Source organism: Baekduia sp. Peel2402 (genome assembly GCF_052567285.1).
The window spans coordinates 322499-336091 of record NZ_CP199582.1; the positions used below are offsets into that span (position 1 = coordinate 322499).

Consider the following 13593-nt stretch of genomic DNA (forward strand, 5'->3'; position numbering starts at 1 on the left):
TTACTCGCAGACGCTCGATCGCGGGATCGAGAGCAGCTCGGCGACGTCGTCGGCCGTGAGGAGCGGCTCGGCGAGGGCAACGCTGACAGCTGCGGTCATGGGAGGTAGGGCGCGAGTGGCGTTGTGGTCCGGCACGGTGCTAGCTCTCTTGCTAGCCAGCTGGCGAGGAAGCTCGCCGTCTTCGACCTCGCGGAATCCATGCATCGCGCGCGCTCCTTGGGACATATCTGGGACATGAACTACTCCTCCAGAGGGCGCGACCAAACCGAAAGTCCAGCAACTCCAGGGACTTTCGGAAGCGGGCGCCGGGGGCGAACCCGCGACCTTCGGCTTGGGACCGCGTGGCCGCGGTACCCGCGTGGTGCGCTAGGCCCTCAGGTGCGTCGGGTTGGAGCGCTTGCGCTGCTCCTGCACGCCCGGGAAGAGCTCGTTGTACTGGCGAAACAGCGACTTGTAGTTGTCGGGGTTCCGGTAGGTCTTCTTCTGGAAGCCGTCGGGCAGCTCGGTGAGCTCGGTGACGCCGGACCAGCCGTCGGGGAGCGCGAGCGCGTAGTAGGGGTACTCGCGTGGGAGGTTCCGGGCGAGGATCACCGTGATCGGGAGGCCGAGGGTGCGGGCCGCGTAGACGCGGTGCAGGCCGTCGGCGATGACGTCGGTCACGCGCCCGTCGGGCTCGTGGGACTCCTCGACGATCGGCGGGATGACCGGGATGCGGTCGCCGTCGACGGTGATGAAGGCGCCGCCGGAGAGCGCGAGCGGGTCGAGGCCGTGCGGCGCGAGTGCGACACGGAGGTCGCGCATCGTCTGCACCCCTTCGGCCAGGACGTAGCGCTGGGGCGGCGCGAGGGCGTCGGGATCGACGGAGCGCAGCTCGAGCTGCGCATCGGCGTAGGGCCGGACGTCTGGGAAGCCGCGCAGCCGGACCGCGCGCAGGCGGTCGAGCAGCTCGTCCGCGGAGAAGGGCTCGACGGCGGTGACGTTCACGCCTCGTGCCGCCGCAGCTCGCCGCCCAGCCAGAGCGCGTGTGAGATCAGGCTCACGGCCTGGTCGGCGGCGACCTCGTGCATGATCGTGTCGGCCCGTTGTGCGCGGTAGGTCTTCACCAGGAGTCCCTCGTAGCGGTGCTCGGCGATCAGGTCGGAGCCGTCGCTCGAGACCACGAAGTAGCCGTTCGGATCCTCGCGCATGGAGGACTTGCCCGCGGCGCGGTCGACGTCGTCATCCCGCATCCACCGGGATTCGACGTCGCGCGCCAGCGCGAAGCGACTGCTCGCCGGGTTGATCCCGAGCGCGTGGCTGATCACGGTCAGCGGTCCGGCGGTCAGGCCGAGCGCGTCGGCCACGCGGCGCTGCACCGCCATCAACCCGTACACGTTGAGCAGCCACGCGGTCAGCAGGTTGTGCGCGCGGTAGGTCGCGGTCAGGGTGAGCCGGTCGTCGGCGATCCGGAACCAGACCGTCGTCAGGCACGGCGTCGCGGCGCCGTCCTCGGCGTGCAGGTCGATCGTGTTGTCCCACAACGCGACGTAGGCGCGGCGTGACGCGGGCTCGCGGCGCAGCAGCCCGATCACCTCGGCGAGCGTGTCGCCCGTGTGCGTGCGCAGGCGGTGCCCGTAGGTGTAGGCGACACCGTCGGGCGGTGCGCCGTCGAGGATCCGCTCGGCGTAGGCGCGCAGGTCCTCCTCGCGAATCCCGAAGGCGGCGAGCGCGCTCGGCTCGTCGGCGACCGGCTCGCGCACGATCGCCTTGACGTTGAGCAGCTCGATCCGCTCACCGTCGCCGACGGAGACGGTCCGTCCAAAGCGCAGCGTGCGGACGACCAGCTCCTCCCAGACGTCCAGCGGGCGGCGCCGCGCCACGGTGTGGCCGAGGACGTCGCTCGGCTGCTGCCGCCGGGTGTCGTCGTCGCGCTCCAACGCGACGGAGATCCGCGGCGGCAAGGTCGATGGGTCGGCGTGCGGCAGGTCGGCGAGCAGCGAGCGCAGTCCGTCCGGCAAGGCAGGGTCCGAGAGCCGCCCGAGGTGATGGAAGCCCACGCCCGCTCGCAGCCGGTCGACGTCGAACGTGTCGTCGTGCGGGAACACGCGGCCGGTCCCGGGCACGCGCCGCACCCGACGCCCGAGCAGCTCGTCCTCCTCGACGCCGCGGGCGAAGAAGAGCTCCAGGTCGTCCGTGGTCGACGGCCCCGCCTGCGTCCCCAGCGCGATCAAGTGCGACACCTGCGGGTTGTGCAACAGGTTGCAGAGCATGGCGTACATGCCGTCGCCGTAGAGCGAGCCGATCGCGGCCACGCGACTGCGCGCCGGATCCAGGATCGCCTCATCTACCTCGCGGAGCTTGCGCTCCACCGCCTCCCACGGCGACCACAGCGTCACCAGCCCGACGTCGCCCTCCGGGTTGACGACGCGCAACCGGTCGGCGAAGTGGAGCGCCTCGAACCTCACCCCGCGCGAGCCTAGACGCTGAACCGCGCGTACCGCTCCGCCACGGCGGCGGGCAGGCGCGCGACGACGTGGACGCCCTCGGCGGTGTCCTCGCGGTGCAGGTCCCCGGCGACGTCGTGCAGCTCGGCCAGCCGGCCGCCCTCGGAGTAGGGCAGCAGCAGCTCGACGGACTGCAACGAGCGCGCGAAGGCCTGCTCGATCGCGCTTTGGAGGTCATCGAAGCCCGTCTGGGTGATCGCGCTGACCTGGATCGCGTCCGGGTGGCGGTGACGCAGGCCGGTGCGCTGCTCGTCGTCGAGCTGGTCGACCTTGTTGAGCACCAACAGCCGGGGCCGCTCGCCGGCGCCGATCTCCTCCAGCGTGTCCTCGACCGAGCGCAGCATGCCGAGGCGGTCCTCTTCCTCGGCGGACGCGTCCAGCACGTGCAGGATGAGGTCCGCGCGGGTCGTCTCCTCCAACGTCGCGCCGAAGGCATCGACCAGCTGGTGGGGCAGCTTGCGGATGAACCCGACCGTGTCGGTCAGCAGGTACGGGCGGCCGTCGATCGACAGCTGGCGCGTCGTCGGATCCAAGGTGTGGAACAACCGGTTGCGGACCCCGACCTCGGCGCCGGTCATCGCGTTCAACAACGTGGACTTGCCCGCGTTCGTGTAGCCGGCGAGCGCGATCTGCGGCAGGTGCGCGCGCTCGCGCTCGGCCCGCTGAACGGCGCGCGTGGACTTCACGTGCTCCAGCCGGCGGCGCAGCGCCGCGATCCGGTCGCGCGCCAGGCGGCGGTCGGTCTCGATCTGCGACTCGCCTGGACCACGCGTCGCGAAGCCGCCGCTCGACACGCCGCCGAGGCGCTCGAGGTGCGTCCACAGGCCGCGCATGCGGGCCAGGTTGTACTCCAACTGCGCGAGCTCGACCTGCAGCTTGCCTTCGGCCGTGTTGGCGTGCGCGGCGAAGATGTCCAAGATGGTCGCGGTCCGGTCGACCACGCTGATCCCCAGCTCTTTCTCCAGGTTGCGCTCCTGGCGCGGGGATAGCTCATCGTCGCAGACGACCACGTTCGCATCAGCGGCCTTGGCCGCGTCCTTGACCTCGAGCAGCTTGCCCGGGCCGAGATAGGTGTTGGGGTGCGGCTTCTCGCGGTGCTGGACGGCCTGGCCGACGACGGCGACGCCCGCGGTGCGCAGCAGCTCGCGCAACTCGGAGAGGTCATCCCCGGTCTCGAGGGCGGCGATCAGGTAGGCGCGCTGCTTGGCGCGCCCGGTTGTGCCGGCGGCCGGCGCGCCGTTGCGCGTCGGCGTCGTGCGTCCGTTGCGACTGCGTTCCATGTGTTATCTGAGTCTAGGTGGTAAAGATGCGGAGCGGGCGCGTTCCTGTTGCGGATAACGCACTAATTTCCGGCCGACCCTACCGTCGTTATAGCTAGTCACTTCTGGGCAGTTCACTGGACGGATGATGCAGGTTTCCTGGGCAGCTCAGGAGTAGCGTCATGGGACCTAGGAGGGAGGTCCTGGATGTCGGTGTCGGAAGTGACCGGACGACCAGAGGATTGGATCCGCATTGGCGCGGCAGCCGCAGCATTGGGCGTCAGCGTCGACACCCTGCGGCGTTGGGAACGGGACGGGCGGATCGCTTTCGAGCGCCGCGGGCAGCAGCGGTATCTGCGTGCCGACAACCTCGCCAACTTGCTGCGCGAACGCGCTCGTGAGGGGCGATCCAGCGCGCGCAATCGCTTGCAGGGGATCGTGCTCGGCGTACGGCGCGACGGGGTGATGGCGCAGATCGACATGGCCTGCGGGCCGTACCGGATCGTGTCGCTGATGTCGCGCGAGGCGGCCGACGACCTCGGGATCAAGCCCGGGGATCAGGCCGTCGCGCTGATCAAGTCGACGACGGTGGTCGTGGAGAAGCGCTGAGCAGCGTTGCGCGGCGCGGCGCGGGCGGCTTGACGTAGCGCTCTTCGAGGTAGGGGACCGGCAGGACGATCACGCCCTCGCGCGGGTCCCCCACCCACCCGCCGTGTCCTGACGCGAGCGTGTAGGCGGCATAGGCGGCAGCGGTCGCGTCCAGCTCATCGAGCGTGCGCTGCCAAAGGCCTCCGTCGTCGTCCACGACGCCTTTGAGCCGGAGCGCGGCGATCCGTTGTTGAAGGCCATGAGGTGTGCGCTTGGCTGGCGGCCGGTGGCCGAGCAGCGCGCAGAAGACCGCGTCGGGGTAGGTCTCTGCGACGCGGCCGAGCCGCAGCGCGCCGTCACCGACCGGTCCCTCGTAGGTGGTGGTGTTGGCCGTGAGGGCGGCGTCCGGGCGAAACAGGTCCAGCTCGTCGAGCTGGGCGAAGAGGTCGAAGCCGTGCTGCATCCAGCCCTGCCAGCGCGTCAGCGCCTGGTCGGCGGCCGGGACCGGGTAGAGCGGCAGGCGACGGCGGTAGAGGATCGCGTCGCAGACGCGCATCGTTTCGTAGCGGCCTTCGGGGAGGCCGAGGGTGGCGCGCAGCGGCGCGCCGGCGGCGAGCAGATCGAGCCGTGGGCCGGACGGTGCGTCGATCGCGACGACCGCCTCGCGGCCGAACGAGCGGACGGTCTGGGCGACGTCGGCGACGGTCCCGGGCACGTAGAACGTGGCGACCAGCTCGGGGCCGTCGGGGCCGCGGCGCTCGTGGAGCGTGACGAGCTGCTGGTTGCCGGGCTTGGCGGAGACATCTATGCCGCAATACCTCACGGCGCAGCAGGCTAGTCGTGGCGGGCGATAGCGTGGCGGCTCCATGTCACCGGACCTCGCCGAACGCCTCGCCCAACGCGTCCTGGAGCTGGTCGACGTGCCGTCCGAGTCGCGCTCGGAGGACGCGGCGGTGACCTACGTCTTGGACGCGGTCCCGGGCGCGCGCGACGCGGGCGACACGTGTGTCTTGGCCGGCGTGACGGAGCGCTCTGCGGATCGGCCCCTGGTGCTCTTCGCCGGCCACCTCGACACCGTGCCCGCGCAGGGGAACTTCCCGGGGCGGTTGAGCGACGACGGCGCGGTCGTGCACGGGCTGGGCAGCGCGGACATGAAGGCGGGCGTCGGGGTGATGGTCGAGCTGGCGCGCGCGCCGTGGCTCGCCGACGCGTCGGTCGACGTCGGCTTCGTCTTCTTCGGCCGCGAGGAGCTGCCGTTCGGGGACTCCGCGCTCACCCCGTTGCTCGAGCGCGAGCCCGGCCTGCGCACCGCCGACTTGGCGATCGTGATGGAGCCGACGACCAATGCGATCCACGCCGGGTGCGTCGGGAACATCAACGCGACGTGGACGTTCCGCGGCGTCGCCGGCCACAGCGCGCGGCCGTGGCTGGCCGACAACGCGATCCACCGCGCGGGCCGGGGCATCAGCGCGCTCGCCGAGCTGGAGCCGGTCGACCACGTCTTCGCGGGGCTCACCTTCCGCGAGGTGATCAGTGCCGTGACGGTCCGCGGCGGCATCGCGCGCAACGTGGTCCCGGACGAGTGCGTCGTTGAGATCAACATGCGCTACGCGCCAGGGACGTCTGCCGAGGACGCCGAGGCGAAGCTGCGCGCGCTGTGCGAGCCGCACGGCGAGCTGGTGATCGACGGCAACGCGCCGTCGGGCGCGGTCCCCGCGGAAGGCAATGCCCTTGTGTCGAAGCTCGTGGCGGCGGGCGGGATGAGCGTCGAGCCCAAGCAGGCGTGGACGCCGGTCGCCGAGCTGGCGGGCGTGGGCGTCGACGCGGTGAACTTCGGACCGGGCGAGCCGCGGTTCGCGCACCGGCGCGACGAGCAGGTCGCGGTCGCCAACCTGGTCGAGTCCTACACCGTGCTGGAGCGCTTCCTGTGCGGCTGAACCCGGTCCTGGAGGCGCTCGGCACCTATCCGTTCGTGCGCCTGGACGAGGCGAAGGCCGCGGCGGTCGCGCGCGGGATCGAGTTGATCGACTTCGGGATCGGCGAGCCGCGCGAGGAGACCCCGGCGTTCATCCGCACCGCGCTGCGCGAGGCGTTGCCGGAGGTATCGACGTACCCGAAGGCGGACGGGCTGCCGGTGCTGCGCGAGGCGATCGCGCGCTGGGTCGCACGCCGCTTCGGCGCGTCGCTGGACCCCGCGACCCAGGTCGTCCCCACGCTGGGCTCCAAGGAGGCCGTGTTCCACATGGCCGAGCTGGTCGGCGGCGAGGCGGTCGCGGTGACGACGCCGGGCTATCCCGTCGGCGCGCGCGGGGCGCTGTTCTCGGGCCGCGAGGTCGTTGAGCTGCCGCTGGACGCGGCTGGCGGCTGGCTGCCGGGCCTCGGCGCGATCCCGGCCTCGACCCTCTCCCGCCTCGGCCTGCTCTGGCTCAACTTCCCCAACAACCCGACGGGCGCGGTCGCGCCGCTGGAGCTGTTGGAGCAGGCCGCGGCGCTGGCGCGTGAACACGACTTCGTCCTGGCCTGCGACGAGGCCTACAGCGAGATCTGGCTCGCCGGCGACGCGCCGGTCAGCGGGCTGCAGTTGAGCGACATCACCAACGTGGTGGTGTTGAACACGCTCTCCAAGCGCTCCTCGATGCCGGGCTACCGCAGCGGCTTCATCGCCGGCGACCCGCGCCTGATCGCCGCGCTGAAGAAGTACCGCCCCAACGTCGGCGTCGCGCCGCAGGAGTTCGTCCAGCTCGCGTCGGTCGCCGCCTGGGACGACGAGGCCCACGTCGACGAGGTCCGCGCCCGCTATCGAGAGAAGCGCGATCTCCTCTGGCCGGCGCTCCAGGACGCGGGCTTCGCCAACGCCGGCGGCGACGGCACGTTCTTCCTGTGGTGCCAGACGCCGGACGGCGAGGACGAGGAGGCCTGCGCCGTGCGCCTCCTGGAGCACGGCATCGTCTGCTCGCCGGGTTCGTTCTTCGGCCCGGGTGGTGCCGGCCACGTCCGCTTCGCGCTCGTCCCGACGCCCGAGGCCTGCGCGGCCGCGGCGCGCCGCCTCAAGCCCTAGGCGTCGCCGAGCAACGCTGGGGCTAGGCGTTGCTGTGCAGGGCGGCGTTGAGGCCGCCCCACGTGCCGGTGCGCGGCAGGACCTCGACGGCGCCGGTCGTGGAGTTGCGGCGGAACAGCAGGTCGTCGGAGCCGCTCAGCTCACGGGCCTTCACGGTCTCGCCGTCGGGCGTCGTAACGACCGTGCCGCCGGTGACGTAGAGGCCGGCCTCGACCACGCAGCCGTCGCCGAGCGAGATCCCGAGGCCGGCGTTGGCGCCGAGCAGGCACCCGCTGCCGATCGAGATGATGTCCTTGCCGCCGCCGCTCAGCGTGCCCATGATCGAGGCGCCGCCGCCCACGTCGCTGCCGTCGCCGACGACGACGCCCTGGCTGATGCGGCCCTCGACCATCGAGTGGCCGAGCGTGCCGGCGTTGTAGTTCACGAAGCCTTCGTGCATGACCGTCGTGCCGTCGGCGAGGTGCGCGCCGAGGCGGACGCGACGGGCGTCGGCGATCCGGACGCCGGACGGCGCCACGTAGTCGGTCATCTGCGGGAACTTGTCCACCGACGTGACGTGCAGGACGCGGTCCAGCGCGCGCGCACGGAGGCGGACGCCGGGCAGGTCGGCGGGGTCGACGGGGCCGCGGTTGGTCCAGGCGACGTTGGGCAGGACGCCGAAGATCCCGTCCAGGTTGATGGTGTTGGGCGCGACGAGCCGGTGGGAGAGCAGGTGCAGGCGCAGGTAGGCGTCGTGCGTGTCCTGCGGGGGCGCGGCAAGGTCGCCGATGACGGTGAGCACCGGGACGGTGGTGACGCCGCGCAGCTCGTCCGGCCCGACCGCGCCGGTGAAGGCGCCGCCGCCGAGGTCGGTCGCCTCGGCCGCGCCCTTCAGCGGGCGGGTGCCGTTCTCGGGGGCGTTCTGCGGGACGCCGTCGAGGCCGAGGTGCGGCTCCAAGTAATAGGTGTCGAGGACCTTGCCGCCGGGGACGGTCGTCGTGGCCAGGCCGACGGCCCACGCCGGGCCGGAGATCTTGGTCGTCTGCGTCATCGGGCTGGACGATAGGTCACGCGAGCGCTTCGAGGTCGGCTAGGAACGCTGGGCTCGCCTCGCCGGCGTAGACCGGGACGGCCCAACCGGTGAGCGTGAAGAGCAAGGACTCGTCGACGTCGACCGTGAGCTCGCCGCCGTCCAAGACGACCGTGACCGGCGAGTCGCCGCCGCGCAACACGTGGGCGATGGCGGCGCCGGACGCGCCGGTCCCGGAGGCGCTCGTCTCCCCCACGCCGCGCTCGAAGATCCGGGCGCGGATGCGGTCCGGCGCCAGCGCGCGGAAGAACGACACGTTGGTGCGGTTGGGAAAGGCGGGGTGATGCTCGATCCCTGGTCCCACCTCGGCCAACCGCAACTCCTCCAACTCGTCCGCATCGGGCACGTGGATCGCGCACTGCGGGTTGCCGACCTGCACGTGCTGGAAGCGCCACGTGCGGCCGTCCGCGGTCTCGATCTCCCCGAGCCCGTCGTCCGCGCCGCCCGGGTAGTCGCCGGACGCCAGGCGGGCGCGGCCCATGTCCAGCGTGCAGGTGCGCTCGTCGTGGATCGTCGGGCGGATCTCGCCGGCGGCGGTCTGGATCGAGAACTGGCGCTGGTCGGTCCAGCCGGCCGACTTGAGGTACATGACGGCCTCGCGCGCGCCGTTGCCCGACAGCTCGGCCTCGGAGCCGTCGGGGTTGTAGATGCGCAGCCGGGCGACAAAGCCGGGCTCGTCGGCCGGCTCGAGGTGCAGGATGCCGTCGCCCCCGATCCCCAGGTGAGGGTCGCAGATGCGTTGGACGCGGGCGGGCGTGAGAACGAACGGAAGTGCGTCCCGCTCGATGATGATGTAGTCGTTGCCGAGGGCCTGCCACTTCTCAAAGCGCATCGCGTGGCGACCTTATCCGCCGAGGATCTCGGCCGCGACGTCGTCGGCGCCGCGTCCCGTGATGTCGATCGTCTCGACCGGCGGCGAGGGCAGCTTGCGCAGCCAGGTGAGCTGGCGGCGGGCGTACTGGCGGGTGCGGGTCTTCATCGCGTCGACGTCGCCGGCGAGCAGCTCCGCGAAGCCGAGCGCCTTGCGCGCGGTCTCGCTGGCGCCGTGCGCGTTCGCCCGCCGCACCTCGTCGGCCGCGCCCGCTTCCACCATCGCGTCAACGCGCTCGCCGATCCGCCGCTTGAGCGCCTCGCGGTCCATGGTGAGCGCGATCAGACGCGTCGGGTGGCGGGTGTCGGAGGTCCAGAGCTGGCTCGTCGTCGGCGGCACCGCGTCGAGCGCGCCCTGGGCGTGGAGCTCCAGCGCGCGGACGATGCGATGGCGGTCGCCTTGGTCGATCACCTTCGCGATCTCCGGCGCGCGGTCTGCCAGCCGCGCGTGCATCACGCTCGCGCCTTGCATCTCCAGCTCGGTCATCAGCGCCTCGCGCACACCGGGCGCGGGCGGCGGCTTGAGGTCGAGCTCCGCCAGCGCCGCGCGCAGGTAGAGGCCGGTGCCGCCGACGACGATCGGCGTCCCGCCGCCTTCGAGGATCCCGTCGATCTCCTCGTGCGCGAGCCGCGCGTACTCCGCGACCGAGAACCGCTCGGCGACGTCGAGGATCGACACCATCCGGTGCTCCAGCACGCTGCGCTCCGCGCTGTCCGCGGCGCCGGTGAGGACCTCCAGGCCGCGATAGACCTGCAACGCATCGGCCGACACCGCCACCGGCGTCTCGCCCCGCGCCTGCAGGCGCTGGGCGACCGCGATCGCGACGGCGGTCTTCCCGACGCCGGTCGGGCCGAAGAGGGCGAGGATCTGAGGCACGCGGTGGACAGTGTCACGAACGCGCGCCGCCCTGTGTCGTCCGCGCCGCCCGGCGTCGCGCCACCCCACCGCTTCGTCCTACAAGCGCCTCCCTTTCGCCCCATGTGTGCCTCCGGCGTGAAAGAGTCCCGGCCATGGAGCTCAACGGGTCGTCAGTCCTGCTCACCGGTGCCACAGGCGGCATCGGCCACGCAATCGCGCGGGCGCTTCGCGCGGAGGGTGCGTCGCTGCTGCTCACCGGGCGGCGGACGGACGTGCTGGAGCCGCTGGCCGCGGAGGTCGGTGGCACGGCGACGGCGGTCGACCTCAGCGATCGCGCCGCGGTCGAGGCGCTGATCGAGCAGGCGGGCGACGTCGACGTGCTGGTCGCCAACGCGGCGCTGCCGGCGTCGGGCGACGCGCTGTCGTTCAGCGTGGACGAGATCGACCGGGCGCTGGAGGTCAACCTGCGCGCGCCGATCATCATGTCGCGCGTGCTCGGCGAGCGGATGGCCGCGCGCGGGCGCGGGCACATCGTCCTGATCTCGTCGCTGAGCGGCAAGTCCGGCCAGGCGGCGTCGTCGATCTACTCGGCCACGAAGTTCGGCCTGCGCGGCTTCGGCCAGGGCCTGCGCGGGGACCTCGCGCCGCGCGGCGTCGGCGTGAGCGTCGTCTTTCCCGGCTTCATTCGCGACGCCGGCATGTTCCACGAGTCGGGCGCGAAGCTGCCCAAGGGCGTCGGCACGTCGACGCCGGAGCAGGTCGCCGCGGGCGTCCTGAAGGCGATCCGCCAGGACAAGGGCGAGGTCGACGTCGCGCCCGTCGGCATCCGCGCGGGGACGGCCTTCGCGCAGCTCGCCCCCACGACGTCCGCGAAGGTGGCAAAGCTCATGGGCGGCGACAAGGTCGCCCAGCAGCTGGCCAGCGGGCAGGCGGGGAAGCGCTAGCGCGGCTCGCCCGCGTGCCCTACGCCGTCTCGGCGGCGAGGGTGGCCCTCGCCTACCTCCCTACGCCGCCTCGGCGCGGCGCGTCTCGGCGGCGAGGGCGTGCAGGACCTCCGAGGAGAGCCGTGCGCCCTCGGTCGGGTCCATTGGCGAGACGCCGATGCGGACGACGGTCTCGTCGCCGTCGATCTCCTCCAGCGCGACGCGCGGCTTGTCGCGCATCGGCGTGTCGATCGTCTCGCGCAGGAGCGTCTCGATGTCCACCGGCGTGACGCCGGGGCGCAGCCGCGCGCGGAGATCGACGCCCGCGGGCTCGTGCAGCGGGATGACCGCGACGGAGAGCACCACGTTGTTGGGCACCATGATCTGGTTCTCGCCGTCGGAGAAGGTGGTGTACAAGAGGCCGAGCGACGAGACGACGCCGACGATCTCGCCGGCAAGTCCACCACCTTGGAGCCGGACGCGGTCGCCAACACGGAAGGGACGCGCGCTGAGCAGGACGAGGCCGGCGAAGAGATTGCCGAACGTCTGCTGGGCGGCGAGACCGAGGATGACCGCGGTGAACGCACCGCCGACGGCGAGCGTGCGCGGGTCGAGGCCCGCGACCCGGAGCGCGACGAGCACCGCGAGGATGATCGTGAAGAACCGCACCAAGAACCCGACGGTGCCGGCGGTGCCGGGGTCGAGCCGCCGGAAGAGCGTGGGCCCGGCGGCGCGGCCGAGGTCACGCGCGAACTGCCAACCGAGCGCGACGAGCGCGGCGACGGTCGCGATCCGGACCGGCTCGTCGACGCCGAAGATCTCCTGGCGATACGAGTAGACGGTCAGGACGCCGGCGATCATGGGCAGCAGCAGGAGCGTCTGGATACGCGCGCGTTTGACGGCGCGAGAGCTCAACTGCCGGGCAAGTCCGGCTTCTCTCCAGGAATGGCTGCGGGTCTCCATCAAGCGCTTCATAGGCTCCTTGGGTCGGGGGCGGAGCACGTCCTTCGTTCGTCCTTCCCACTCTCGGACGAATCGCGCTGGGCTGTGTGATGCCCCTCACACGAGCCGGAAAACGGCTGCATGCGGACATGTTCGTTCGCTGCCGAGCCAGCACAGCGGCGAGGACGTCGCGACGCGATCGGCCGCGGCGCCCTCGTCGGCGCGCTCAGCCGCGGCGGTTCGTCCGCGCGACCTGCGCGCCCATGCCCGCGAGGGCGAGCAGGAGCAGGAGGCGCTCGCCATAGACGACGGCTCGCGCGCCCGGGCCGAAGCGGAGGCCCGGCGCGGCGCCGAGGCTGACCGCCGCCGAAAGCGGCTGCCCGACCGTCGGCGAGCGGCTGCCGCTCGTGCTGCCGCGCAGGTCGCCGTCGCGCGCGCAGATCGCGTAGGCGGATGCGAAGGCGAGCACGACCGCGAGCGTCACGGTCCCCGCGACTGCGGTCCGCGCCACGAATCCCCGCGCGACGGGACGCAGCGCAACTGCGCCCGTGATCAGCGCTGCGGCGACGAGGGCAAGCAGGACGATCGCCGCCGTCGAGACGCCGAGCCGCCACGGCGCGATCACGGCGAAGAGCGCGACGGCGAACAGCCCGAGCGCCTGACGTTCGGTGGTGCCCGGTGCCCGCGGTGACGCGACGGGCGGCGTCGCCGTGAGCAGCCGCACGAGCTCCCGCCGCCGGATGATCGCCGCGTGCTCCTCGTGGTGCAGGACCGGCCGGCTCACGGACGGAAGCAGCGCGAACGCCGCCGCCGGCTCGTCGTCACGATCGGAGGCGACGACGTCGCGCGGTGACGCGAAGGGACTCTGCTGTGCGCGCGGAGCGAGCGACGGTTGGTCGGCCTCCTCGGCCGCAGAGAAGGGATCGGCCTCGGTGATCGGCAGCGGGGCCAGATGGTCAGGGATGGTGAGAGGTCGGAAGGATTGGTCGGCGGCGGGTGAGTCTCCGAGCTTGTCGAGGCGGAGGTCCTCGTCGGGGACGTCGCCGGTGGGTTCTTCGAGGTGGTCGGGAAGCGGTGCGGCGGCGTCGAGGTGGGTGGAGGCGTGGTGGCGAGTGCCGGCGCCCTCGAACGTGTCGGGAACCCAGTGGTCGGTGAGGCCTTCGATGCGGATGGCGCGCTCTTCGACGACGAAGCCGAGGCCGAGGAGGGACTCGCCGATGCGGGTAAGCTCGTCGGCAGCCTTGGCGGCCGAGTCGAGCGCGATCTGGAGGTCGTCAACCGGGACGATGATGTCGAGACGATCCGGGGTGCCGGGCGTCTTGCGCACGGAGTGGCGCGAGGAGAACGAGGACAGGCCAAGCACGTCGTCGATGACCTCCGACAGCACCAAAGGCCGCGGCAGGCCCGGGATGAAGGCAATGCTGTAGGAAACGGTCAATCGCGCCATGGCTGATCTGTCATATTCTCTGAGCACTAGCGCATACACAGCGGTGTCTTTCTACCAGACACCGCGGCCCTTTCGCTATTCGATCTTTTGTCATT

General features: G+C 71.8%; 13 protein-coding genes. 4 read left to right on the forward strand and 9 right to left on the reverse strand.

Annotated features, from left to right (window positions below; translation table 11 throughout):
- Window positions 1–366 precede the first annotated feature (366 nt).
- From ACT01A_RS01650 to hflX, 3 genes are read right to left on the reverse strand one after another with little or no spacing between them, the layout of a single operon-like run.
- A complete protein-coding gene (locus tag ACT01A_RS01650) occupies window positions 367–984 on the reverse strand; it encodes a hypothetical protein (RefSeq protein WP_445150501.1) in 618 nt (205 codons plus the stop codon).
- A complete protein-coding gene (locus ACT01A_RS01655) occupies window positions 981–2444 on the reverse strand; it encodes a thymidylate synthase (protein WP_445150502.1) in 1464 nt (487 codons plus the stop codon). The genes ACT01A_RS01650 and ACT01A_RS01655 overlap by 4 nt, the downstream gene beginning before the upstream one ends.
- A gap of 11 nt (window positions 2445–2455) precedes the next feature.
- Complete coding sequence (gene hflX, locus ACT01A_RS01660; protein WP_445150503.1) at window positions 2456–3763, reverse strand: GTPase HflX; 1308 nt, start codon at window positions 3761–3763, stop codon at window positions 2456–2458.
- A 186-nt stretch (window positions 3764–3949) separates the two neighbouring features.
- On the opposite strand from hflX, the gene ACT01A_RS01665 reads away from it, so the two are divergent.
- Complete coding sequence (locus ACT01A_RS01665) at window positions 3950–4351, forward strand: TOBE domain-containing protein (protein WP_445150504.1); 402 nt, start codon at window positions 3950–3952, stop codon at window positions 4349–4351.
- Here the strand turns inward: ACT01A_RS01665 and ACT01A_RS01670 are convergent.
- Complete coding sequence (locus tag ACT01A_RS01670; RefSeq protein WP_445150505.1) at window positions 4317–5153, reverse strand: DUF429 domain-containing protein; 837 nt, start codon at window positions 5151–5153, stop codon at window positions 4317–4319. The two genes, ACT01A_RS01665 and ACT01A_RS01670, sit on opposite strands and share 35 nt — an antisense overlap.
- Window positions 5154–5196: 43 nt before the next feature.
- Between ACT01A_RS01670 and dapE the strand changes: the two genes are divergently transcribed.
- Window positions 5197–6267, forward strand: a complete 1071-nt coding sequence (gene dapE, locus ACT01A_RS01675) for a succinyl-diaminopimelate desuccinylase (RefSeq protein ID WP_445150506.1) — start codon at window positions 5197–5199, stop codon at window positions 6265–6267.
- Window positions 6258–7388 (forward strand): pyridoxal phosphate-dependent aminotransferase, encoded by a 1131-nt coding sequence (locus tag ACT01A_RS01680; RefSeq protein ID WP_445150507.1) that lies wholly within the window; start codon window positions 6258–6260, stop codon window positions 7386–7388. Before dapE ends, ACT01A_RS01680 begins: the two co-directional genes overlap by 10 nt.
- A gap of 22 nt (window positions 7389–7410) precedes the next feature.
- Here the strand turns inward: ACT01A_RS01680 and dapD are convergent, their stop codons facing one another.
- The 3 genes from dapD to miaA are packed head-to-tail and all read right to left on the reverse strand — an operon-like array spanning window position 7411 to window position 10204.
- The gene (gene dapD, locus ACT01A_RS01685) at window positions 7411–8418 is read right to left on the reverse strand and encodes a 2,3,4,5-tetrahydropyridine-2,6-dicarboxylate N-succinyltransferase (RefSeq protein ID WP_445150508.1); all 1008 of its coding nucleotides are present in this window, start codon (window positions 8416–8418) and stop codon (window positions 7411–7413) included.
- A 16-nt stretch (window positions 8419–8434) separates the two neighbouring features.
- Window positions 8435–9289 (reverse strand): diaminopimelate epimerase, encoded by an 855-nt coding sequence (dapF, locus tag ACT01A_RS01690; protein ID WP_445150509.1) that lies wholly within the window; start codon window positions 9287–9289, stop codon window positions 8435–8437.
- Between the two features lie 12 nt (window positions 9290–9301).
- Window positions 9302–10204: a tRNA (adenosine(37)-N6)-dimethylallyltransferase MiaA gene (gene miaA, locus ACT01A_RS01695; RefSeq protein WP_445150510.1), complete on the reverse strand. Its 903-nt coding sequence runs from the start codon at window positions 10202–10204 to the stop codon at window positions 9302–9304.
- A 134-nt stretch (window positions 10205–10338) separates the two neighbouring features.
- Here miaA and ACT01A_RS01700 point away from each other — a divergent pair, with 134 nt between their 5' ends.
- Entirely contained in the window at window positions 10339–11130 is a 792-nt protein-coding gene (locus ACT01A_RS01700) for an SDR family NAD(P)-dependent oxidoreductase (RefSeq protein ID WP_445150511.1), read from the forward strand.
- A gap of 60 nt (window positions 11131–11190) precedes the next feature.
- Here ACT01A_RS01700 and ACT01A_RS01705 read toward each other — a convergent pair whose 3' ends face one another.
- Both ACT01A_RS01705 and ACT01A_RS01710 read right to left on the reverse strand, forming a co-directional pair.
- Window positions 11191–12024, reverse strand: coding sequence for a mechanosensitive ion channel family protein (locus tag ACT01A_RS01705; RefSeq protein ID WP_445150512.1), 834 nt, complete (start codon window positions 12022–12024; stop codon window positions 11191–11193).
- 253 nt (window positions 12025–12277) lie between these two features.
- Window positions 12278–13537, reverse strand: coding sequence for a hypothetical protein (locus ACT01A_RS01710; RefSeq protein WP_445150513.1), 1260 nt, complete (start codon window positions 13535–13537; stop codon window positions 12278–12280).
- Window positions 13538–13593 lie beyond the last annotated feature (56 nt).